This window comes from Streptomyces sp. NPDC003300 (assembly GCF_040610915.1).
Classification (GTDB): Bacteria; Actinomycetota; Actinomycetes; order Streptomycetales; family Streptomycetaceae; genus Actinacidiphila.
Genome location: NZ_JBEXNE010000003.1, coordinates 235,694 through 260,141, shown reverse-complemented (window position 1 = coordinate 260,141; position 24,448 = coordinate 235,694). Strand labels below are relative to the sequence as shown.

Here is a 24,448-nt window from a genome sequence, read left to right as displayed (position 1 = left end):
CGCGCGGGCGGTCGGGAACGGCGAAGTCCCGTGGCGGAGGCGTGAGTTCGGATCCCGTCCCGGCTCCGGCCTCGGCCGTTCCGCCGTGACCGCCGGGGCCGCAGCACGCCGTCACCGGGCACCACCGGCGTCACCCGCGCCACCGGCCGGATCGCCGCGGCGTCCCGGCGGCGGCGCACCGCCGTCCACGAGGACGTCGACCCGCTCGCCCGCCGCGTGCAGCAGCATCGCGACGGCGCCCTGGGCCGCGGCGTCGTCGCCGAGCGTGGAGGCCCTGACGGGGATGGTCCGCGCGGCGGCCGGCAGGGAGAACGCCGTGAGCTGCGCGCGGACCGTGTCGAGGACCGGAGCGCCGAGGGCGGCGAGTTCACCGGCGATCACCACGCAGGCGGGGTCCGTCTGGGCGGCGAGCGCGGCGAGCACACGGCCCGCCGCCGTCGCGGCCCCGGCCACGACGTCGGCCGCCGGTCGCTCGCCGGACGCGGCCCGCGCCACCAGTTCGCGCGCGTCCCGGACGCTCGCCCCCCTGGCGCGGCACTCGGCCAGCAGCGCGGGGACGCCGATCACGCCCTCCAGGCAGCCGCGGCCCCCGCAGTAGCAGTCCGCTCCGCGCGGGTCGCAACTGGTGTGGCCGATCTCGCCCGCCGCGCCGTGCGCGCCGCGTACCAGTCGGCCGTCCACCACGAGCCCGCCGCCGACCCCCTGCGACCAGTGCAGGTACACGATGTCGGACAGGCCGCGCGCCGCGCCCCAGGTGATCTCGGCCAGCGCGGCCAGCCGCGTGTTGTTGTCCGTGACCACCGGCGCCTCGAAGTGGTCGCCGAGCCCGGCGACGATCCGGGCCGCGGAGGCCGCCCGGTCCGCGGGGTCCGGCGGGCGCTCGTCGTCCGGGCGCCGCACCGGTCCCGGCAGGCCGAGGCCGACGCCGGTCACCGGGGCGAGGCTCACCCCGCGCTCCGCGACCAGTTCGCCGACGGCGGCGACGACCGCGGCCACCCGCTCGTCGGGTCCGGCGTCCGCCCGCAGCGCGGTGCTGGACCGGGCGACGACCTCGTGGGCGTGGTTGGCGATCACGATCTGCAAGCGGGTCGGAAGCAGCCCGATGCCGATGAGCTGCGCGCCGCGCGGGTTGAGGGAGACCGCCATGGCGGGGCGGCCGGGGCCCCTCGGCGGCCGGGTGCCGGTGCGGGCGCCCGCGTCGGCGGTCGGGTCCGGGGCGCCGTCCGCCGGGGATGCGGTCGCGGCGGCCGTCCCCGTACCGCCGCCGGAGCCCGCCGCCCAGGTGCCGTCCGGCGCGGTCATCGGGCGCTCGACGACGGCCTCACGGGCGAGCAGGTCCGAGACGATCGTGAACAAGGTGGTGCGGGAGAGCCCCAGCCGCTCGATCAGCTCCGCGCGGCTCAGCGCTCCCGCGCGCCGCAATTCGCCGAGCACCGCCGCCTCGTGGGCGGCGCGCAGTCGGTGCAGTGCGGCTCCGCGTCGATCTGGCATGTCCGCATGATCGGACCGCGCCGTGGATTCTGTCAAGTTTCGGGACTAATCTATCCGCGCTGGTCAGTGCCTTCGGCGGTGAGGTGCTCGGCGGATTCGGGGACCTCGGCCGGTGATTAGTCCCGAGGGTTGACCAAAATGCCGGGCCGTCCTTACGGTGCACGGGAGCCGACCAAGCGACGACAGCGCCGCGAGCGGCGGGAGCGGAGGGGCGGCGGCCGGTGAGCCCGCACAACATCCTTTTTCTGATGACCGACCAGCACCGGGTGGACACCCTCGGCGCGTACGGCAACACCGTCGTCGAGACCCCGGCCCTGGACGGACTCGCGGCGCGGGGGACGCGGTTCGACCGGTTCTACACTCCGACGGCGATCTGCACACCGGCGCGCGCGTCGCTGGCCACCGGCCTGCACCCGTTCCGGCACGGCCTGCTCGCCAACCCCGAGCGCGCCGCCGGCGGCCAGGACGAGCTGAACGAGAGCCAGCCACTGCTCTGGCCCCAACTGCTGGCGGCCGGTTACCAGGTCGGCCACGTCGGCAAGTGGCACATCGGCCGCGAGCACGGCCCCGAGCACCACGGCCTGGACGGCGAGCACCTGCCCGGCGCGCTCAACCCCGTACGCCACCCGTCGTACCAGCGATGGCTGGCGGACCGCGGCCTGCCGCCGTTCGCGGTGACCGACCCCGTCTTCGGCACCGCCGCCAACGGCGTCGGCCGGGGCCACCTCATCGCGGGTCGGCTGCGGCAGCCCGTCGAGGCCACCGTCGAGGCGTTCCTCACCGACCGGACCCTCGCGCTGCTGGAGCGGTACGCCGCCGGCCGGCGCACGTCAGGGCGGCCGTTCATGCTGTCCTGCCACTGGTTCGGACCGCATCTGCCCTATCTCGTGCCCGACCACTACTACGACCTCTACGACCCGGACGATGTCGTGCTGCCCGAGTCGATGGCCGAGACCTTCGCGGGCAAGCCCGACGTACAACGCCGCTACAGCGAATACTGGTCGGCCGACGCCTTCGACGCGGACGCCTGGCGCAAGCTGATCGCCGTCTACTGGGGCTACGTCACCATGATCGACCACCAGATCGGCCGGATTCTGCGCGCCCTGGAGGAGTACGGCCTGGGCGACGACACCGCCGTGTTCTTCACCGCGGACCACGGCGAGTTCACCGGCGGCCACCGGCTGAACGACAAGGGCCCGGCGATGTACGAGGACATCTACCGCGTCCCCGCCATCGCCCGGGTGCCGGGCGGGCCCGCCCAGGTCTCGGACGCCTTCGCCACGCTCACCGACCTCAACCCCACCCTGCTGGACATCGCGGGCCTGCCCGCCCCCGAACCCTGCGACGGAGACAGCCTGTTGCCGCTGCTGACCGGCGACACCGGGGGAGCGCGCGCGGTCCTGGACCGGACCGAGGTCGTCGCCGAATTCCACGGCCACCACTTCCCGTACTCCCAGCGCATGATCCGGGACCGCCGGTACAAGCTCGTCCACAACCCGGAGAGCGTGCACGAGCTGTACGACCTGGACCGCGATCCGCACGAGTTGCGCAATGTCCACGGGTCCCCGGCGTACGCCGACGTCAGGCGGGAGCTGACCGGGCGGCTCTACCGAGAACTGCTGCGCCGCGGCGACCCCGCCCACAGTTGGATGGGCTACACGGCCGACATCGGCGGCCACCGCGCACCGGACCTCGACGGCGTGGCCGACGACCTCGGCTGAACCGGCCGGTCACCCGGGGCCGGCCGTCCCGCACCGGCCCGCCCCCGACCGCCGGGCCCGTCCGCCCGCGCCCCACCTCACCTCACCTCACCATCAGCCCACCAGGGAGACCCACCATGGCAAGCCACGACCCGCGGCGCCCGAACGTCCTGCTCATCCTCAGTGACGACCAGGGCCACTGGGCCCTCGGCTGCGCGGGCAACGACGAGATCGTCACCCCGTCCCTCGACGCGCTCGCCGAGAGCGGCACCCGGCTGGAGAACTTCTTCTGCACCTCCCCGGTCTGCTCACCGGCCAGGGCCAGCCTCTTCACCGGCCAGATCCCGTCCCGCCACGGGGTGCACGACTGGCTCTCCGGCGGCCACGCGGGCCCGGACGGCCAGGACTTCCTCGCCGGACAGCGGCTGTTCACCGACGAGTTCGCCGACGCCGGCTACCGGCTGGGCCTGTCCGGCAAATGGCACCTCGGCGCCAACGACCGGCCGCGCCCCGGCTTCACGCACTGGTACGCGCACGAGAGCGGCGGCAGCGCCTACCACGACGCACCGATGTACCGGCACGGCACGAGGGAACCGGCCGCCGGATACCTCACCGACGTCCTGGCCGACGACGCGGTGGACTTCCTGAACGGCGAGGCCGGACGGGAGGAGCCCTTCTACCTCTCGCTGCACTTCACCGCCCCGCACAAGCCCTGGAAGGGCCAGCACCCGCCGCAGGTCGAACGCCTCTACGCGGACTGCGCGTTCGACACCTGCCCGCAGGAGGAACCGCACCCGTGGCAGCCGCTGGTCGACGGCGTACCGGTCGGCGGCGAGGCCGACGTCCGGGCCGCCCTCGTCGGTTACTTCGCCTCCGTCACCGCCATGGACACCGCCGTCGGACAGGTCCTGCGGACCCTCGCGGACCTGGGCCTCACCGACAGCACGCTGGTGGTGTTCTCCAGCGACAACGGCTTCAACTGCGGCCACCACGGCATCTGGGGCAAGGGCAACGGCACCTTTCCGCAGAACATGTACGACAGTTCGGTCAAGGTCCCGGCGATCATCGCGCAGCCCGGCCGGATCAGCGCGGGCTCGGTGCGCCACGAACTGCTGTCGGCGTACGACTTCGCCGCCACGCTGCTGGAGTGCGCCGGGCTGGACGCGGAACCGTTCGAGACCGGACCCGGCAGATCCTTCGCGCCACTGCTGCTGACCGGCCGGCCGAGCCAGCCGCCGCCGCCCCGGCCCGTGGTCGTCTACGACGAGTACGGTCCCGTCCGGATGATCAGGACCGCCGAGTGGAAGTACGTCCACCGGTACCCGCACGGTCCGCACGAGCTGTACGACCTGGCTGCCGATCCGGGCGAGCGCGTCAACCTCGTCGCCGACCCGGCGCACCGCGAACGCGTCGGCGACCTGCGGCGCCGGCTCGACGCGTGGTTCACGGAACACCGGGACCCGGCGCGGGACGGCAGCCGCCTGCCGGTCACCGGAGCCGGGCAGCGCGCGCCGCTGGACGCCGGACGGGGCGGCGCCGACGCTCCGGACGCGGACCCGCTCGGCGCCTTCGACGACCCCGAGTGGCAACCGCCGCATCCGCCGTTCAGTCCTTCTTGAATCGTTCTGTCCCCGGCCGCTGTGATGCAGGCGAACCCCTCCCCTCACGGGAACCCGGCGAGGGAGTACCGGAGGACAGACCATGCCAGAGCAGGCCCAAGGATTCACGCGACGCAAGGCGCTGATCGGCGCCGCACTCGGATCGGCCGCCGCCGCGCTGCCCGTCGCGGCCGCACCGGCGGCGGCCGACAGCCCGGCGGCGAACGGCACCGCGGCCGGCCCCCCGGGGCAGGCCGCGGACGCGCCGAGCGTCGAGGACCAGGCACTCGCCCTCGACCCGCCGGTGTTCCTCTTCGAGACCCGGATCCCCGAGCACCTGCGCACCGGGCCCGGTTCGCGGGTGAGCATCAGCGCCGCCACCGCCCGGATCGGCCCGCACTCCCTGCGCTGGGACTACCGGCCGGGCGCCGAACTGGAGATCCGTACCCCGCTGCGCTACGCACCCGACGCGTATCGCGACGGCGACGACCAGGCGACCATGGGGACGGTCGACACCTTCGCCGTGTGGATCCACAACGACCGGGCCCTCGACGACGTGCTCCGGGTGGAGTTCGGGCGCGGCCGGCGCGCCGACGCGTGGTGCGAGATCCACCTCGGCTTCACCGGCTGGCGGACCGTGTGGATCCGCTACGGGTACGACCTGTCGGGAAAGCCGCGCGCGGGCATGGATACCCTGCGGTTCGTCGCGCCCCGGCGCTCCGGCGCGGGCACCTTCCACCTCGACCAGCTCATCGTCAACACCGAGCTGCGCCCCGACCACCCCACCCGTGACCGGCAGGTGCCGTTCGTCAACCGCGAGGGCGGCCAGGCCGCCAACGCCCATTGGCTGGCCCTGCTCTCGTACGCCGACCGGCTCGCCGCGCACCCGCTGCCGGAACCCGAGCCCACAGCGGGGGAGAGCGACTCGCTCGCCGAGGTGACCCGGCGCTATCACGCGGTCCTGCGCAAGTCCCTCACGGTGGACGACGCGGCGGTCGCGGCGCTGGCCGCCGCGACCGACGGCCTCGGTGTGCCGTACCCCGGTGAGCGGGTGCCGGGCCGGGCCGTCGACTCCTACCAGACGGAGATCTACCCGCCGCGGATCGCCGCCGCGCTCAACGCGTTCGTCGCCGGCAGCCCGCTGCGCCAGGTCACCGACCTGATGTACCAGATCGCCTGCGCGTACGACGCCGCGTCGCACGACGCGCACCGGACCCGGCTCACCGATCTGTACGTACGGATGCTGGACCACCTCCGCGAACAGGGCTGGGCGGCGGGGAGCTGCCAGGGCACGATCCACCACCTCGGCTACCAGTTCCGCGGTTTCTACGACTCCGTCCACCTGATCCGTGACGCCCTGGCCGAGCGGGGGCTGCTGGACGGTGTCCGGGAGGACCTGGCCTGGTTCACCGGACTCGGCCGACTGCTCCAGGACTTCGGCGACGCCGAGTCCTACGGCGGCATCTTCGACATCCTCAACACCAACCTCCAGGGCATGCTCGGCACCGCCCTGCTCATGCCGACCCCGGCCGGGCAAGTGGCGCACCTGCACGCGCTGCGGCGCTGGCTGGACGCCGCCCTGACCGTCTCGCCCGGCATCATGGACGGCTTCAAGGCCGACGGCTCCGTCTTCCACCACCTGGGCATGTACCCGGACTACGCCCGCGACGGCTACAAGGGGTCGGCCCCGACCGTCGACATCCTCAGCGGCACCGCCTTCCGGGTGGGGGAGGCGGCACACGGCCGCTACAAGGACGCGTTGCTGCGGATGCGCGTCTACGCCAACGCCTCCGACTGGCCGCTGTCGCTGGCCGCCCGCCACCCCACCGGTCTGACCGCGCTCGCCCTGCCGCCCTACCAGTCGCTCACCACCGCCGGGTCCCCGGACGGCTCGCGGGAGCTGGACCCCGAGGTGGGCGCCGCGTTCCTGCGCCTGCTGCCCGCCAAGCCGAGTTCCGTACAGAAGGCGCTGGCCCAGCGGTTGGCCGCCGCGGGCGTCACGGCGGAAGCCGCGCCGACGGGCAGTTGGGCGATGAACCACAGCGCGCTGGCCCTCCACCGACGCGACAACTGGCTGGTCGCGGTCCGCGGCCACAACCGCTACCTGTGGAGCACCGAGATCTACGCCACCGACAACCTCTACGGGCGGTACACCACCTACGGCCAGATCCAGGTCCTCGGCCGCGGCGACCCGGTCGACAACCTGGCCAGCGGATTCCGGCAGCCCGGCTGGGACTGGAACCAGTGGCCGGGCACCACGGCCATCCGCCTGCCCTACGAAGAGCTGCGGTCCAACCTCGCGGGCGCGATCGAGCAGATGCCGCTCACCGAGTCGCGGTTCGGCGGCGCGGGCACCATCGACGACCGGCACGCCGTCTTCGCGATCGACCTGCGCGAACACCCCGTCTTCAACCCCTCGCACCGGGCACGTAAATCGGTGTTCCTCTTCGACGAGCGGGTCATCGCCCTCGGCTCCGGCATCCGCAACGACGACTCCGTCCACCCGACGCGGACCACGCTCTTCCAGTGCCACCTGGCCGAGCCCTCGGAGCCGGTGATCCACAGCGCCCTGGGCGCGGTCGCCGACTTCCCCTACGCCGTCGACCGCACGCCGTCCGACCCGACGTGGCTGATCGACCCGGTCGGCAACGGCTACTGGATACCGCCGGGCCAGCGGCTCGCGCTGACCCGCGCCTCCCAGACCGCTCCCGACCAGAGCACGGGCACACCCGGTACCGCCGACTTCGCCACCGCGTGGCTCGACCACGGGAGCGCGCCGCGCGGCGGCCGTTACGCCTACGCCCTGATCGTGGACGCCACACCGGAGGACATGAGGGACTTCGCGGCGCGGATGGCCGACCCGACGATCGCGCCGTACTCGGTGCTGCGCCATGACGACGGCGCGCACGTCGTGCACGACCGGGCCACCGGGATCACCGCGTACGCCGTCTTCGAGCCGCAGCGCACCCTGGCGGCGGGCGGCCCGATCACGGCGGTGGACACGCCCTCGCTGCTGCTCGCGCGCCCGGACTCGGGCGGCCTCGTGCTGTCCGTCACCGATCCGGACCTGCGCCTGTACGAGGGCCGGGACCGGGACCAGTACGACCGGAACGGCGCGTTCGTCGGCGTGCTCAGCCCCTTCACCAGGCCCTGGCGGGACAGCCGGGGCGGCACCCACCGGCTGCGGCTGGTCCTGCGTGGCGCCTGGCGGACCGCCGAGCCCCACACCGAGGTCCGCACCGTCGTGCACGGCGGCCTGACCTCGGTGGACGTCCGGTGCCACCTCGGCCTGGGGGTACAGATCCGGCTGCGGTCCGCGTGAAGGCGCCGGGCGGCGGATGAGCGGGCGACGGGAAGGGCCGGTGCCGGGGTTTCCCCCCGGGCACCGGCCCTTCCGGGCGTCGGCGTCAGACGCTCTGCGCGGCGCCCACCCCGACCGGCTCTCCGGTCGCGGCCGAGGCGTACGACGCCAGGACGAGTTCCACGATGTGGCGGCCGTGTTCCGGGGTGACCCGGGGGGCGGCGCCGCCGACGGCCGCGACGAAGTCGGCGAGCTGCTCCCGGAAGGCGTCCGGGATGTCGGTACCACTCGGGGTGTGGATCTGCCGGGTGCGGCCGTCGATGCGCAGAAACGTTCCCGCCCGCGGGTCGGCGACCACCGAACCGCGTTCGCACACCACGGTCAGCTCGTCGACCTTGTGGGGCGGGTCGGAGATCACCGAGACACCGGCCAGCCCGCCGTTGGCGAGCCGCAGCGCGACGGTGCCGTCGGTCTCGACGGGCGCGCCGAACCGCTCGGTGACGGCCGCGGTCAGCGAGACCGCGGGCGCGCCGCCCAGCCAGACCGACCGGTCCAGGCAGTGGGCGCCGATGTTCATCAGCGCGCCGCCGCCCGCCAGTTCACGGGAGAAGAACCAGGGGGAGCGGGTGCCGGGCCGGTAGTCCGTGCTGCGGTAGTCGTGCACGGCCAGCGGCGCGCCCAGCACACCGTCGGCGATCGCCCGCTCGGCGGCGCACTTGTCGGGCAGGAAGTGCTGGATGTGCCCGACTGCCAGGGTGACCCCGGCCTGCGCGCAGGCCGCGGCCATCGCGTCGCAGTCGTCGAGGGTGGTGGCCATCGGCTTCTCCACCAGCACATGCAGGCCGTGCGCGGCGGCGTCCAGGACCATCCGGCTGTGGAGCGCGTGCGGGGTGTTGACGATGACCGCGTCGACCGAGCGGCAGGCGAGCAGGTCGCGGTAGTCGGTGAAGGTCGCGGCCCCGTGCGGCGCGGCGACCCGGCGGGCCGCCGATTCCTCCAGGTCACAGACCGCCGTCAGGCGGGTGTCCGCGATCCGGTCCGCGGCCAGGGCGTGCAGGTCCGCGACCGCGCCCGCGCCGATCAGTCCGATACGCATGGAACTCCTTGTCGGTGGGATTCAGGACATCTCGGGGAGCGGTCGCGGCTCCGCGCGGAGCGCGGCGGCCCCGCAGGAGGCGCGCACGACGATCCGCGGGCGGAGCAGCACTTGGTGCAGGGGACAGGCGTCGCCCTCGGAGAGCCGGCGCAGCAGCACCTCGGCCGCCATCCGGCCGACCCGGTACTTCGGCGGGGAGACCGCGGTGAGCGGCACCTCCGCTATGTCCGCGGTCTCGTCGTCGTACGAGACCAGGGCCAACTGCCCCGGGATCTGCGTGCCGTGACGTCGGGCGGCGGCCTCCAGCAAAATCGCCTCCCGGTCGCCGAAGACCAGGGCCGCGGTCGTCCTGGACTCCATCAGGTCGGCGATCATCCGGTCCGCCAGAGCGGCGGTCCACTGCGCCTTCTCGGCTTCGTGGCGGAAGCTCCCCGACAGCCCGAGGTCGTCCATCGCCCGCCGGAAACCCAGCGCGACGGCGACCCCGGTCGGATTGCGGCTGCGGGTGATCAGCGCGATCCGCTCGTGCCCCAGCCGGTGCAGATGCAGCACCGCGTCGTACGCGCCGCCCAGATGGTCGGAGCAGACGTGCTCGGTACGGTCACCGGGACCCGCGTCGATGAGGCGGCGCTCCAGCAGGACCGCGGGCACCGGCAGCGACATCAGCTCACCGGCCCGGACCCCGGGGTCCTCGATTCCGGTCAAGGTGGGCACCAGCAGCAGCCCGTCGACGCCGGACTCCAGCAGGAAGTCCAGGTCGCGGTCCTCCTCGGCGCGGTCGTAGTGGTACGTGGCGAGTTGCAGGCCGACACCGGCCGCGGACAGCGCCTCCTCGATGCCCTGGAGCACCCGGGGGTAGTACAGCTTGGTGTCGGGGACGAGCACGCCCACGGTCCGCCGGGTGCGCGGCGCCTGCTGCCGGGGGCTCGCCACGAAGCTGCCCGAGCCCTGCCGCCGTACCACCAGACCCTCTTCGACCAGCAGGTCGAAGGCGCGCCGCACCGTGGTCAGCGACAGGCCGGTCTCCTGGGACAGCCCGCTCTCGGTCGGCAGCTTCGCGCCGGTGGGCCAGTCGCCGGCCAGGATGCCGCGGCGCAGTTCCGCCGCGAGCGACTGGAACTTGAGGTTGCGCGCGGCGGTGTCCCGCACCGAGCCGGTCCTGCGGCGGCTGCCACCGGAACGGGATGAATCGGCCATGTCGTCCCTCTGCTGGAGTGTCGCCGAGCGTGGTCCGCTCCGATTGTCGCGCCCGGCAGGAGAGCAATAAAGGACTAATCAGGGACGGCTTCATGACGGACCGGCGGACTTCTCCGGTGACGGCGGAGCATCCGCCGACTACCAAGCGGATTCGGGACGCAATACGTCTTGAATGCTCTCTTCCGCGCTCGTGACAGTGGGCCGCACAGAGCAGTCATCCACTGCCCTCATCCAGAGGCGGGAAGTATGGGCACGCATATCTCAGGTCATCGCTGGCAGCTCCCGGTCGCGCTGGGCGCCGTGGGCGTCCTCCTGTGCGCCGCGACGGCGTGCTCGGGCGCCACCTCCTCGTCGGGCTCGTCCCGGCAGTTCACCTACTGGTCGATGTGGAAGGAGGGCGAGCCGCAGCAGAAGGTGCTCGCCCTGGCCGTCACCGACTTCGAGAAGCAGACCGGCATCAAGGTCAAGGTCCAGTGGCAGGGGCGGAACAACCTGCAGAAGCTGGTGCCCGCGCTGAACACCAACAATGTGCCCGACCTGGTCGACGGTCCCTATGTGAAGCTCGTCCCCGCGCTGGTGGCCACCCAGCAGTCGCTCGGCCTGACCTCGGCCTTCGACACCGAGGTCGACGGCTCCACCGCGGGCAAGCTGATCCCGGCCAAGTACCTCAAGACCATCGACATCGACGACGCGGCGGGCCGGCCCTGGATGGTGCCGTACAGCATCACCTCCGACGCCGTCTGGTACGACGCCGCGGCCCACCCCGAGCTGAGACGCGAACCGCCCCGCACCTGGGACGAGTTCATCGCCCTGCTCGACCGGATCAAGAAGGACGGCCGGACCCCGCTCGCCGCGGACGGCGACGTGACCGGCTACAACGCCGCGTTCCTGTCCACCCTGATCGTCCGCAACCTCGGACCCGGCGGGCTCAAGAAGGTCGCCTCCGACCGGACCGGCAAGGCGTGGCTCGACCCGGCCGTGCTGGACGCCGCCAAGAAGGTCGAGCAACTCGTCCGCGGCGGCTACCTGATCGACGGCTACAAGGCGAGCAAGTGGCCCGCCGAGCAGCAGAAGTGGGCGAACGGCAAGGCCGAGCTGATGTTCAACGGCTCGTGGCTGCCCACCGAGTCCGCCACCTACGCGGCCAAGGGCTTCGCGTACGCGGCCTTCCCCTTCCCGGTCACCGCCGCCGGTCACTCCAGCATGCGCGCCGACTTCGTGGGCTTCGCCGTACCGAAGAAGGCCGACGACGCCAAGGACGCGCAGCGGTTCGCCGCCTTCCTGCTCGGCAAGAAGTACCAGGACGCGATGGGCCGGCAGGCCAAGGTCATCCCGGTCCGCGCGGACGCGGCCACCTCGCCCGAGATGGCCGACGTGAAGAAGGCACTGGACCAGGCGGACTCCTTCCACCAGCAGAACGACGGCGTGGCCTTCCCCGGCTACAACGAGAAGCTGTTCTGGGCCAAGGACGACGAACTCTTCTTCGGCAAGATCTCCGCCGAGGAGTTCGTGCACCAGATGCAGGGGGCCCAGGCCACGTACTGGAAGGACCAGCCGCAGTGATCAGGACCGCACCGGCCGGTCCCGACACCGGCCCGGCCGCCGACTCCGCGACCGGCCAGGAGCCAGGACCGGTGCGGCCCGAGCGGGCGCGTCCGGGCGGCACCGCGGCGGGCGGAACGCTCGCCCGGCAGCGGCGGCGGCTCTTCGTGCCGTTCGTCGGCCCGGCCCTGCTGCTCTACACCGTGGTCTTCGTGGCGCCGATCGGCGGCGCGGTCTGGATCAGCCTGCACAACTGGGCCGGCTCCGGGCCCATGACCTGGGCGGGACTGCGCAACTACACCCGGCTATTCCACGACGACCTGTTCGTGGAGTCGCTCGGCAACACCCTCAAGCTGCTCTTCCTCGTCGGCATCGCGGTCTTCGCGATCAGCTTCGCCCTGACCCTGATCCTGCGGGACATGGCGGGCCGCAAGGTCGTCCGGTCGATCATCTTCTTCCCGCACCTGGTCAACGCCCTGGTCTACGGAGTCCTGGTCGGATTCATCTTCAACCCCGACGGTCTGGCCAACTCCCTGCTCGCCCACCTCGGCATCCACTCCCCGCCGCAGTGGCTGTCCCAGGACAACATGTTCCCGCTCATCATGGTCACGATGACCTGGATGACGACCGGTTACTTCACCACCATCCTGATGGCCGGTGTCGACCGCATCCCGGTCAGTTACTACGAGGACTGCGCGCTGGCCGGCGCCGGCGCCCTCCAGCGGCTCCGCTACGTCGTCCTCCCGCTGACCTGGGACGTCTTCGGAGTCTGCGCGGTCCTGTGGACGATCTCCTCGGTGAAGATCTTCGAGATCGTCTGGATCTTCGGCGGCAGCAGCGGCAACGGCATCCCGCCCACCAAGACCTGGACCTCCGCCGTCTACACCTACGCCACCGCCTTCTCCGGCGACTCGGTGCCCTCCTACGGGGCGGCCACGGCGTCGGCGATCCTCTCCCTCCTGCTGGTCACCGTGCTCGTCGTGCTGTTGCGGCGCCTGATGCGCAGGGAAGCCGTCGAGTTCTGAAAGGCGCGTACCCCATGAGTTCCCTCTTGCAGGTCAGACGGCCGGCCGGGCCGCGCGGCCGGACACCGCTCGGCGGACGCAGTCCGCTCCGCACCGCGGGCGTGGCCGTGACCTGGCTGTTCGTCGCCGCCAACGTCGCCGGACTGGTCTGGCTGGTGCTCCAGTCGTTCCGCGACACCCGGTCCATCCTCTCCTCGCCGTGGGGTCTGCCGCACTCGCTGTCCGCGCACAATTTCGTGCACGCCTGGACGGTCAGCGGATTCGGGCGGGCGGCGTTCAACTCGGTGGTGGTCACCGGGATCTCCTCGGTGCTGACCGTCGCCGTCGCCGCGCCCGCCGGGTACTACCTGTCCCGGCAGGACACCCGACTGAGCCGCGGACTCACGCTGTTCTTCGTGCTCGGCCTCGGTGTGCCGGTGCAGGTGATCCTCATCCCGCTGTTCGTCATGCTCAACCGCGTCTACCTCACCGACAGCCTGCTCGGCCTCAATCTGGTCTACATCGGCGTCTCGCTGCCCTTCACCGTCTTCCTGCTGACCGGCTTCTTCCGTTCGCTGCCGAAGGAGTTGGAGGAGGCCGCGGCCCTGGACGGGGTCTCCCCGGCCGCCACCTTCTGGCGGATCATGCTGCCCGTCGCCCGTGGCGGCATCGTCACCGCGTTCGTTCTCCAGGTCATCGCGCACTGGAACGAGACGCTGCTCGCCCTGACCCTGCTCCAGTCCACCGACAACTACACGCTGCCGATCGCGCTGATCTCCTTCGTGCAGCAGCAGACGTACAGCGGCGCCGACTGGGGCGGCCTGTTCGCCGGGCTGTGCATCGTCGTCCTGCCCATGCTGGTCGTCTACATCTGGCTGGGACGGCGGCTCACCGAAGGTCTCACCCTGGGGATGGGCAAATGACGCCGGGGGAGGACGGTTCCGTACGGCGCCCCAACCTCGTCCTGGTGATCGCCGACCAGTGGCGGGCCGGCTGCCTCGGCTTCCTGGGCGAGGACCCGGTCCGCACCCCGGCCCTCGACGAACTGGCCGAAAAATCCAGGGTGCTGACGCAGGCGGTGAGCAACTACCCGGTGTGCAGCCCCTGCCGGGCGATGCTGATGACCGGACGCTACCCGTACGGCAACGGCGTCCACCTCAACGTCAACTCCGCGACCGCCGAACTCGGCGTGGGGCTGCGGCCGGAAACACGGTGCTGGTCGGACGTCCTCGCCGACGAGGGGTACGCGCTCGGCTACATCGGCAAGTGGCATCTGGAGGCCCCGGTGCCGGCGGACGCGGCGGCCGGGGAAGGCGTCCGCGAGGACGGCCGGGTCTGGGACGCGTACACCGCGCCCGACCGCAGGCACGGCTTCGGCTTCTGGTACTCCCACGGCTGCTGCGACGACCACGCCCGGCCCCATTACTGGACCGGCGACGCGCCCCGCGAGGCCCCGGTCAGGGTCGACCAGTGGTCGGCCGAGCACGAGACCGATGTCGCCCTGTCCTTCCTCGACGGCGCGGCACGCGACTACCACCGCGGCGGCACGCCGTTCGCCCTCGTGCTGTCCTACAACCCGCCGCACCAGCCCTTCGACCAGGTGCCGCAGCCGTACCTGGACGGCTACTCGACACGGTCAGCGCGGGAACTGCTGCCCCGGCCGAACGTCGACTGGGACCGTCCGGAGGCCGCCGAGGCCGCACGCGCCGCGCCCTCCTACTACGCCGCGGTCACCGGCGTGGACCACCAGATCGGCCGGGTGCTCGCCGCCCTGGACGAGCACCGGCTGACCGGCGACACATTCGTGGTGTTCACCTCGGACCACGGCATGCAACTGGGCAGCCACGGTCTGATGTACAAGAACGTGCCCTACGAGGAGTCGATGCGCGTGCCGTTCCTGGTCTCCCGGCCCGGCCACGTCCCGCCCGGCCGCGACGACCTGCTGCTGAGTTCACCCGATGTCGCGCCCACCGTTCTGGGCCTGCTCGGCGTGGCGGACGCGATCGTCGAGGGCACGCAGGGGCGCGACCTGTCCGGGGCGCTGCTCGCACCGCCCGGCGACCGCGGCGCCGTACGGCCAGGAGCCGCGCTGTATCTGGGACCCGCGGCCGGGCCCGGCGACCCCGACATCCGCGGCCTGCGCACCCGCACGCACAAGCTGGTGGCCGCGTACGCACCCGAAGGCACGGTCACGGTACGGCTGTTCGACCTCGCGGCGGACCCCTACGAGCGCACGGACGTCGTCGCGGACCGGTCCGCCCAGGCGGTCGCCCTCGCGGCGGCGCTGACCGGCGAACTGGACCGCACCGGCGATCCGTGGCCGGGCCGGTCGGCCCTGGCGGCGTGGACGGCGCGAGCGCGGAAGCAGACGGAGGACCCCGGTCAGGCGTCCCGTGGCGCCGCGCGATGAAGGCCCCCGCCGGGGCCGAACGCCCCAACATCCTCGTGCTGCTGACCGACCAGCACGCGGCGCACATGCTCGGCTGCGCAGGCGCCGGTCATGTCGCGACACCGCACGTGGACCGCCTCGCCGCGCAGGGCACCCGTTTCGACCGTGCCTACACCACCTTCCCGCTGTGCGTCCCGGCGCGCGGCAGCCTGCTGACCGGGCGGTACCCGCACGAACTGGGCGTCAACGGCAATGCCCCGGCATCCTCCGCCCCCGGCAGCGATCCGGGCCGTCGTCCCGACAGCCTCGGCCACCTGCTCAGGGCCGCCGGCTACGACACCCTCTACGCGGGCAAGTGGCACGCGCGGACTGCGAGCGCGACGCCCGAGGACGGCTTCACCGTGCTGCGCCCCTTCGGCGACGCCGGTCTGGCCGACGCGTGCGCGCGCTGGCTCACCTCCCGCGTGCCCGGCGACCGGCCCTTCGCCCTGGTCGCCTCCTTCGACGATCCGCACACCGTCTGCGAGTACGCCAGGGACCAGCCCATGCCGTACGGGGACGTGCCCGCGGTTCCGGTACGCCGAGCCCCGCCGCTCCCGTCGAACTTCGGCCGCCATCCCTACGAACCCGAGGCCGTCCGGCACGAACAGGCCGTCCAGGCCGCGGTGTACGGGACCGCCGGCTACACCCCCGACGACTGGCGGCGGTACCGTCACACCTACGCCCGCCTGGTCGAACGGGCCGACGCGGCACTGGGCACCGTGCTCGACGCGCTGCACTCCACGGGCGCGGCCGACGACACCCTGGTGGTGTTCACCAGCGACCACGGCGACGGCGACGCGGCCCACGCGTGGAACCAGAAGACCGCGCTCTTCGAGGAAGCCGTCAGGGTCCCGCTCGTCATCCGGCCGCCGGGCGGTCGCGGCAGCGGCGGCGTGAGCGACGCGCTGGTCTCCGTCGGCCTGGACCTGCTGCCCACCCTGTGCGCCGCGGCGGGCGTCCCGGCCCCGCCCGGACTGCGCGGCAGGAACCTCCTGGCCGCCCCCGAAGTACCCTGCGGCCACGACCACATCGTGGTCGAGACGCTCTTCGAACGTCCGGACCCGCCCCTGACGCGCGGGCGCTCACTGATCACCGCACGCCACAAATACACGGTCTACAGCTGGGGCCGCTGGCGCGAACAACTCCACGATCTGCGCGCCGATCCGGGCGAGACCCGGAACCTGGCGGTGGAGGAGAGCCACGACGCCCTGCGCGAACGGCTGCGCGCGACGCTCCTCCAATGGTGCCTGGACACCGGGGACACGGACTTCCTCAAACGCCTCGTCCTCCCCGACGGCGTCGCGAGCCGGACCCGCGACCGCGTCTTCGCGATTCCCTACTGAGACCTCGCGCCCCGATCCGCCGCCCGGCCCTCCGGGAAACGCCTCGCTCTGCTGGTCCAGCTCAATTGTGTGTCGTTTCAATCGGCGATGAACGTGTGTCAGGTGGTGCGGTCGCGCACCTTGGCACGGTCAAGCGCGTGCTGATCTTGTCCAAACTCTTGACATGAGACGGCCGTCACATCATTTTTGGAACGTTTCACCTCGTGGCGAGAGCCGCGAGGGCTTTCTCTTGCCACGAACTTGCCACGAAAGGCCCGTCGACATGACGCCTGCCAGACCAGTTGCCGGACTTCCCGCTCCACCCGCCGCGTCCGGAGGGCGACGCCTGATCGCTCTGCTCGCGGCGCTCGTCATGCTTGCCGTCGCCTTCCTGGCCGCCGACCCGGCGGCCGCCGCGGCGCAGGGGAACGGCCTCACGGTCGGCGCTCTTCAGACGAATGCCCGGACCAACCCGCTCGGCATCGCGGGCGACGCCCCGACGTTCAGTTGGAAGTCGACGTCGAGCGCCCGTGGCGTGGTGCAGACGGCGTACGAGGTCCGGGTCGGCACCAGCGCTGCCGCCGACGACGTGTGGTCCTCGGGGAAGGTCGCGTCGAGCGACCAGCTCGATGTGCGGTACGGCGGGCCGAAGTTGACCTCGCAGACCCGCTACTACTGGCAGGCCAGGGTCTGGGACGGAGACGGCCGGGCCAGCGACTGGAGCGCTCCCGGCTGGTTCGAGACCGGCATCCTCGACGCGGCCGAGTGGACCGGCGACTGGATCGGCAAGTCCGCCGGCGGTGAGATCGACAAGTGGAACGACTACACCACGGACATCGACTTCACCCTCGACAACCTGGCGCTGGGCGTCTACCTGCGCGCGTCGGACACCGGCAACGCGTACATGTGGCAGATCAGCACCGCGGACGGGACCGGAGTCCCGAAGTTCCGGCCGCACAAGAAGGTCAACGGCGGCTTCTCCCTGCTCGGGAACATCCCGATCACGACGATGACGTCCGCCCAACTGCTCACCGGCACGCACCGCCTGTCGCTCACCGTGGACGGCCCGACGATCACCACGAAGCTCGACGGCGCCCAGATCGACAGCCGGACCGACACCACCTTCGCCAAGGGCTTCATCGGTTTCCGCCAGGACCTCGCCAACGAGGGACCGGAGGCGGCGCACATCCACGCCGTCAAGGTCACCTCGAAGGCCGGTGACGTACTGTTCCGGACCGACTTCTCCGGGACCGAGAACCCGTTCACCGGCGGCGCCCTGACGCCGGACGGGCTGCTCGTGGAGAAGAAGCTCGACGTGATCCTGCGGACCAGCGACAGCAATCTGCCGCTGCTGCGCAAGGAGTTCACCACCGAACCCGGCAAGACGGTCGCGCGGGCCCGGGTGTACGCCTCGGCGCACGGCACCTACGAGCTGGAGCTCAACGGCAAGAAGGTCGGCGATCAGTTCCTGGCCCCCGGCGACACCGACTACCGCAAGCGCGTCCAGTACCAGACGTATGACATCACCGACCAGGTCGGCAACGGCCGGAACGCGATCGGCGCGGAGCTCGGTGACGGCTGGTGGGCCGGCAAGGTCGGCATGTGGGGTCCCGGCATGTTCGGCAACTCCGTCGGCCTGATCGCGCAGGTGCGCATCGACTACACCGACGGAACGCACCAGATCGTCAAGACCGACAGCACGTGGAAGAGCCACTCGGGTCCCTACGCGGCCGCCGACAACATCGACGGCGAGACGTACGACTCGCGGGCCGAACAGCCCGGCTGGGACCGCCCCGACTACGACGACGCGGCGTGGAACCCCGTCACGATCGGCGCCTCCGACACCGCCAAGCTCGTGGCCCAGCCCGATGAGCCCGTGCGCGTGACCGGCGAGCTTCCGGCGCTGACGCGGACCAGTCCCGCCGCCGACACGTACATCTACGACCTCGGCCAGAACATGGTCGGCGTCGCCCGGATGCGCCTCCAGGGTGTCGCGGGACAGACCGTCAAGATCCGCTACGGCGAGGTCCTGAACAAGGACGGGAGCCTCTACACCGCCAATCTCCGCGCGGCGAAGGTCACCGACTACTACACGTTCAGCGCGACCGGCACGGTCGTCTACGAACCGAAGTTCACCCAGCACGGCTACCGCTACCTCGAGATCTCCAACATCAAGAGCGCACCCGCGCTCGGCGACGTCACCGGCGTCGTCTGGGGCTCGGACCTCAAGGCGACCGGAACGCTGACGACCTCCAACGCGATGCTCAACCAGCTCCAGAGCAACATCTCGTGGGGACAGCGCGGCAACTTCCTGTCGATCCCGACCGACACCCCGGCCCGTGACGAGCGCCTGGGCTGGACCGGAGACATCAACGTCTTCGCGCCGACCGCGAGTTATCTGCGCGACACCCGCGCCTTCCTCAACAAGTGGACGACCGACCTGCGGGACTCCGCCTACAGCGACGGCAACTACCCGGGCATCGCGCCGTCGGTGCCGACGATCGACCTCGGCAGCGGCCTCGGCTGGTCCGACTCGGCCGTCACGGTGCCGTACGCGGTGTGGCACGCGCAGGGCGACAACGCCATCGTGCGGGCCAACTACGCCTCGATGACGAAGTTCCTGGGCTTCGTGAAGAAGGGCGCGGGCGACGACCTCATCGACTCGGCGCGCGGCAACTGGAACGACTGGCTCAACCTCGACGACAACACCGGCACGGACGTCCTCGGCACCGCGTACTACGCCGAAGACGCGCGCATGCTCTCGGAGATGGCCAAGGCGATCGGTGAGGACGCCGACGCGGCGACCTACGCCAAGCTGTCCGCCGATGTGCGCGCCGCGTTCACCGCGAAGCTCGTGGGGGCCGACGGCACCGTCCAGGGCGGCAGCCAGACGGCGTACGCCATGGCGCTCGGCATGAACCTCGTGACCGATCCCGCGCTGCGCGCGAAGGTCGCCGAGAAGTTCGTCGCCAAGCTCAAGACCACCGACTACCACCTCACGACCGGCTTCCTCGGAACGCCGTGGCTGCTCCCCGCGCTCACCAGCATCGGGCGCTCCGACCTGGCCTACACGATGATCCTGAAGAAGGACTACCCGTCGTGGGGCTACGAGATCGAGCACGGCGCCACCACGATGTGGGAGCGCTGGAACTCCATCAACCCCGACGGCAGCTTCGGCGATGTCAGCATGAACTCCTTCAACCACTACGCCTACGGCGCGGTCGGTGACTGGATGTACCAGAACATCGGCGGCATCTCGGCGCTCAAGGCCGGTTACAAGGAGTCGAGGATCGCCCCGGCCGTGGGCGGCGACCTGACCAGCGGTCAGGGCACCTACGAGTCCGTGTACGGCACGATCGGGTCGAGCTGGAAGAAGACCGACCAGGGAATGTCCCTGGACATCACGGTCCCGGTCAACACGACCTCGCGCGTCAGCGTCCCGGCCCGCAACATCGAGGCCGTGACCGAGGGCGGCACGCCGATCACGAAGGCCGAGGGCGTCAGCGACGTCTCGGTGGCCGACGGCGTCGTCACGTTCACCGTCGGCTCGGGTACGTACGCGATCCACTCCGACGCCAAGCGCGCCCTGTTCGGCGACATCGTCACCGAGATCCACAAGACCGACGCGCACGCCGGTGACCTGGCGGCGGCGGGCGACCTCGGCGCGGACGACCGCGCCCGTGTCGGCGCCGCGCTCGACACCGCGAGCGGCAAGGTCGAGGACGCCGTCGCGGCGGACGTCGCGGGCGACTCCGGTCAGGCGTCGCAGCGTCTGAGCGAGGGCGTCGCGCCGATCCGTACCCTCAGGACCTGGCTGGCCGGCTCGTCGGTCGACGGACCGGTCAAGAACGACCTGACGGCGCGCCTGGACGCGATCGAGGCGCTGTTCGGCAAGGCGGTCGCCGCGAATCTCGGAATCTCGGTGGTCGTCCCGCCCGTCGCCGAGCCCGGCGGCCCCGGCGCGAACATCCCCGGAACGGTCGAGATCGCGAACGCCGGTACGGCCGCGATCCGCGACCTGAAGGCCGTCGTGACGGTCGACGACTGGAATGTCGACCCGACCGCTTCGGCCAAGGACACGCTGGGAGCGGGCGACCGCGTCCAACTGCCGTTCACGGTCCGCGTGCCGAAGCACCAGAAGCCCGGCACGTACAACGCGTCGGTCAAGCTGACCTTCACCAGCCAGTACGGCACCTTCACCCTGAACGACTCGACGCCGTGGGTCTCGGTGACGTCGGGGGTCGAGATCACCACCGTGACGTCGGCCGGTCCGGTCGACGGCTCGGACGAGAAGGCGACCCTGACCGCGACGGTCAGGAACAACGGCGGCTCGGCGGTGTCGGGCCAGCTCACGGCGGCCGTGCCGGACGAGTGGAAGACCCCGCCCGCCTCCGACCGGGTCACGATCGAGCCCGGGGCGACCAAGACCGTCGTCCTGCCGCTGTTCCCCGGACTGGAGACCGTCGCGGGTGACCAGGCCGCCGAGGTCCACTTCGTCGACCAGGGTGTGACGCTCGCCGACAAGGCCGCGAAGATCACGGTCAACCTCCCGGCGCCGCCGACCCAGGAAGTCCTCGACTACATCGACTTCGGCAACGCGGCCTCGGAGAAGGCCCACGCGATCATGGCCGCACCGGCCAGCGGGACGAACACCGAAGCCGGTTTCGACCGACGTTACGCGAACTCGGCCAACCCGGGCTCGTGGTACTCGGCCGTGGCGCACGTGACGCCGGGCAAGCCGTTCATGCTCCGCAACCGGGAGACGTTCGACGGCGCCAGGACGAAGAAGTACAACATCTACGTCAACGACACCCTGGTGAAGACGTACACGCTCAAGCGCACCGAGACCGGTATGGGCACGAAGACCTACCAGACGGTCATCGACACCCCCGCCGCGCTCGCCAACGACGGCACCGTACGCATCAAGTACGAGTTCCCGCTCGACGCCTCGGGCTACTTCGACCCGTCGATCGCCGACAGCTGGGTGCTGCCGGTGCCCGCCGACAGCCTGGCTCCGCTGGCCTCCGCGACGGTGACCAGTGCCGCCGCGCCCGGCGACAACGGCTGGTACCGGGGCGACGCCTCGGTGGCCGTCACCGCCGTCGACAACCGGGACGCCGCTCCCACGGTCGAGGTCGGCGGGTCCGCCGGCTGGCAGGCGTACGTCGCTCCCGTCCTGGTCAGCGGGGACGGCAAGCACGCGGTCTCCTACCGGGCGAAGGACGCGGCTGGCAACTCCACCGGTCAGCGGACGGCGTCGGTGTGGATCGACGGGACCGCTCCCGTCACCAAGGTCGCGGTGACCCGCAAGTCCGGGACGGCGGAGGCGGACCGGGCCACGGTCGGCCTCACCGCCCAGGACGCGCTCAGCGGCGTCGCGTCGACGACCTACCGGATCGACGGGAGCGCCTGGAAGGTGCTGGCCGGGGAGACCCCCTCGGTCAAGGGATTCGGCCGGCACACGGTCGACTTCTTCTCCACCGATGTGGCCGGCAACCCTGAGCCGGTGCACTCGGTGGTGGTCGACCTGGCGGACGTGGACACCATCAAGGCCCTGGTCGCGCCCCAGATCGGCGGGACGCCGAAGTACGGTTCGGCGCTGACCGCGACCACCGGTTCGTGGAACACCACGGGCCTGTCCTTCCGCTACCAGTGGCGGCGCGACGGCCGGCTGATCGGCGGCGCGACCGCGTCGGCCTACCGGCCGGTCAAGGCCGACATCGGGCACCGGCTGTCGGTGACGGTGACCGCGTCCAAGTCGGGCAAGGCATCCGCGTCGTCGACCTCGCCGCAGACCGCCAAGGTCACCGCGGCGAAGTCGCGGGTCGCCGTCGGGCTCTCCGCGACATCGCTGAAGAAGAACCAGTCGGTGACGCTCAAGGTCACGGTCTCGTCCACGGCGGGCACGCCCGGCGGGAACGTAGTGGTCTACGAGAACGGGCGCCGGGTCAAGACCCTCAAACTCACGGCCCGAGGCACCGCCTCGGCTTCGCTGAAGATGAGCACCCGGGGCCTGCGCACCCTGAAGGTGGTCTACGTCGGCAACTCGTCGATCGAGGGCTCCTCCACCCAGACGCACATCCGCGTGCGCTGACCCGCCGTCGGCCACCGGCCGACCAACCCCCATGAAGACCGCCCCGCGCCCACGGCCCGCCACCTCAGCTCTGGCACCGGCCGTCGGCGCGGGGCACTCTTCTGCGCCGGTCCGACCCCAGGCCAGGCGTCAGGGCGCCCGCTCATCCCGACGACCTCGACGGACGGCGCCGACCGCTCAGGCGCGCAGGCCCATCTCGGTGGAGAGCTTCGCCAGGGCGTCCAGGCGGCGTTCCAGGCTGGGGTGGGTGGAGAAGACCGAGGCGAGGGCCGAGCCCTCCTTCAGGGCCGGGGTGAAGAAGAAGGCGTTGAAGGCCCGGACGGTGCGCAGGTCCTCGGTGGGGATACGGGCGATGGTGCCGCTCACCTTGACCAGCGCGGACGCCAGTTCGGAGGGGCGTCCGGTCAGTTCGGCCGCGCTGCGGTCGGCCGCCAGCTCGCGGTACCGGGACAGCGCCCGGATCAGCAGGAAGCTCAGCCCGTACACGACCACGGACACCGCCATGATCATCGCGAGCAGCGCCGCGGTGTTCTGGTCGCGGCGGCCCCGGCCGAACAGTTCCGAGTAGAAGACGAAGCGCACCAGCAGCCCCGCGAGCACGCCCAGGAAGGAGGCGATGGTGATCACCGCGACGTCCCGGTGGGCGACGTGGGACAGCTCGTGGGCGAGCACGCCGTCCAGCTCGCCCGGTTCCAGGCGCCGCAGCAGGCCGGTCGTCACGCAGATCACGGCGTGGTCGGCGTTGCGGCCGGTGGCGAAGGCGTTCGGCAGGTCCATCTCGGAGACGGCCACCAGCGGCTTCGGCATGTCGGCCAGGGCGCACAGCCGGTCGACCGCGCCGTGCAGTTCGGGCTGCTCCTGCGAGGTGACCTCATGGGCCCGCATCGCGAACAGCGCGATCCGGTCGGAGAACCAATACTGCGCCGCCAGCACGCCGGCCGCGATGACCACCACGACCACCACGGACTTCAGCAGCGCGACCAGCACGGCGATGAAGGCCACGAACACCAGGCCCAGCAGGAACATCACCGTCACCATGCGGACCGTGAGCCGCCAGTCGGGCGCGAACCGGGAGCGCACCACCGCTCACCACCTCATCTCAAGCGGGCCGGACCCGGCCCGCCGACCCGCCGTGTGCGGCGGTCGGCCGCCGTGGTCCACTACCTCCCAGTATGCTCCGCGAGGTCGCCCGCGAGACGGTGCCGGGCAGCCGGGCCCCGGCCCCGGGGGGTGCCCGTCGGCGCAGGTCAGCGCGCTCCGGACCCGGACCCGGCTGCGGACTCGGACCCGGCTGCGGGCTCGGGCTTGGCTGCGGGCCCGGGCTCGGAACCGTTCCGGTGGACGGTGAGGATCGACAGCAGGTCCGCGACGGTCGGGCCCATGTCGGCGGGGTGGCGCAACACCGTGCCGGCCGGGATCTCGTAGAGGTTGGAGCGTCCGACCCGGGTGTGCGTGAGATACCCCTCGCTCTCCAGGTCGGCGATGATCTTCTGTACGGCGCGCTCGGTGAGCAGGCAGCGCGCCGCTATGTCCCGCACCCGGCTCCCGGGGTCGCGGGCGATGACGGCCAGGACACGTGCGTGATTGGTCAGGAACGTCCATCCGGTGGCGGGGCGCGGCTCAGAATCGTCCATCGCCCTATCGTAGGATCTCCGATTCACGATCCGCAAAG

General features: G+C 71.6%; 14 protein-coding genes. 9 read left to right on the top strand and 5 right to left on the bottom strand.

Features of this window, described 5'->3' with window-relative positions; genetic code table 11:
• Positions 1-111 precede the first annotated feature (111 nt).
• Positions 112-1,491 carry an ROK family transcriptional regulator gene (locus tag ABZX65_RS06065; RefSeq protein WP_355335272.1) on the bottom strand — a complete coding sequence of 460 codons (1,380 nt, stop codon included), beginning with the start codon at positions 1,489-1,491 and terminating at the stop codon, positions 112-114.
• A gap of 221 nt (positions 1,492-1,712) precedes the next feature.
• On the opposite strand from ABZX65_RS06065, the gene ABZX65_RS06060 reads away from it, so the two are divergent.
• The 3 genes from ABZX65_RS06060 to ABZX65_RS06050 all read left to right on the top strand — a co-directional run bounded on the left by ABZX65_RS06060 (position 1,713) and on the right by ABZX65_RS06050 (position 8,111).
• Positions 1,713-3,212 carry a sulfatase-like hydrolase/transferase gene (locus ABZX65_RS06060; protein ID WP_355335269.1) on the top strand — a complete coding sequence of 500 codons (1,500 nt, stop codon included), beginning with the start codon at positions 1,713-1,715 and terminating at the stop codon, positions 3,210-3,212.
• Between the two features lie 116 nt (positions 3,213-3,328).
• A complete protein-coding gene (locus ABZX65_RS06055) occupies positions 3,329-4,810 on the top strand; it encodes a sulfatase-like hydrolase/transferase (RefSeq protein ID WP_355335266.1) in 1,482 nt (493 codons plus the stop codon).
• A gap of 82 nt (positions 4,811-4,892) precedes the next feature.
• Entirely contained in the window at positions 4,893-8,111 is a 3,219-nt protein-coding gene (locus tag ABZX65_RS06050) for a chondroitinase family polysaccharide lyase (protein ID WP_355335264.1), read from the top strand.
• An 85-nt stretch (positions 8,112-8,196) separates the two neighbouring features.
• Here ABZX65_RS06050 and ABZX65_RS06045 read toward each other — a convergent pair whose 3' ends face one another.
• Both ABZX65_RS06045 and ABZX65_RS06040 read right to left on the bottom strand, forming a co-directional pair.
• Complete coding sequence (locus ABZX65_RS06045; RefSeq protein ID WP_355335262.1) at positions 8,197-9,186, bottom strand: Gfo/Idh/MocA family oxidoreductase; 990 nt, start codon at positions 9,184-9,186, stop codon at positions 8,197-8,199.
• A gap of 21 nt (positions 9,187-9,207) precedes the next feature.
• On the bottom strand, positions 9,208-10,383 hold the full coding sequence (locus tag ABZX65_RS06040) for a substrate-binding domain-containing protein (protein ID WP_355335259.1): 1,176 nt from the start codon (positions 10,381-10,383) through the stop codon (positions 9,208-9,210).
• A 246-nt stretch (positions 10,384-10,629) separates the two neighbouring features.
• Between ABZX65_RS06040 and ABZX65_RS06035 the strand changes: the two genes are divergently transcribed.
• From ABZX65_RS06035 to ABZX65_RS06010, 6 genes are all read left to right on the top strand, one after another.
• Positions 10,630-11,946, top strand: a complete 1,317-nt coding sequence (locus ABZX65_RS06035; protein WP_355335257.1) for an extracellular solute-binding protein — start codon at positions 10,630-10,632, stop codon at positions 11,944-11,946.
• On the top strand, positions 11,943-12,950 hold the full coding sequence (locus ABZX65_RS06030; RefSeq protein WP_355335255.1) for a sugar ABC transporter permease: 1,008 nt from the start codon (positions 11,943-11,945) through the stop codon (positions 12,948-12,950). The genes ABZX65_RS06035 and ABZX65_RS06030 overlap by 4 nt, the downstream gene beginning before the upstream one ends.
• A 14-nt stretch (positions 12,951-12,964) precedes the next feature.
• Positions 12,965-13,852 (top strand): carbohydrate ABC transporter permease, encoded by an 888-nt coding sequence (locus ABZX65_RS06025; protein ID WP_355335253.1) that lies wholly within the window; start codon positions 12,965-12,967, stop codon positions 13,850-13,852.
• Positions 13,849-15,339: a sulfatase gene (locus ABZX65_RS06020; protein WP_355335251.1), complete on the top strand. Its 1,491-nt coding sequence runs from the start codon at positions 13,849-13,851 to the stop codon at positions 15,337-15,339. Before ABZX65_RS06025 ends, ABZX65_RS06020 begins: the two co-directional genes overlap by 4 nt.
• Positions 15,336-16,703, top strand: coding sequence for a sulfatase-like hydrolase/transferase (locus ABZX65_RS06015; protein WP_355335249.1), 1,368 nt, complete (start codon positions 15,336-15,338; stop codon positions 16,701-16,703). Before ABZX65_RS06020 ends, ABZX65_RS06015 begins: the two co-directional genes overlap by 4 nt.
• A gap of 352 nt (positions 16,704-17,055) precedes the next feature.
• Positions 17,056-22,776 carry a family 78 glycoside hydrolase catalytic domain gene (locus tag ABZX65_RS06010; protein ID WP_355335246.1) on the top strand — a complete coding sequence of 1,907 codons (5,721 nt, stop codon included), beginning with the start codon at positions 17,056-17,058 and terminating at the stop codon, positions 22,774-22,776.
• 177 nt (positions 22,777-22,953) lie between these two features.
• Here ABZX65_RS06010 and htpX read toward each other — a convergent pair whose 3' ends face one another.
• Positions 22,954-23,856, bottom strand: coding sequence for a zinc metalloprotease HtpX (gene htpX / locus ABZX65_RS06005; RefSeq protein ID WP_355335778.1), 903 nt, complete (start codon positions 23,854-23,856; stop codon positions 22,954-22,956).
• A 167-nt stretch (positions 23,857-24,023) separates the two neighbouring features.
• Positions 24,024-24,410: a helix-turn-helix domain-containing protein gene (locus ABZX65_RS06000; protein ID WP_355335244.1), complete on the bottom strand. Its 387-nt coding sequence runs from the start codon at positions 24,408-24,410 to the stop codon at positions 24,024-24,026.
• Between the last annotated feature and the right edge of the window lie 38 nt (positions 24,411-24,448).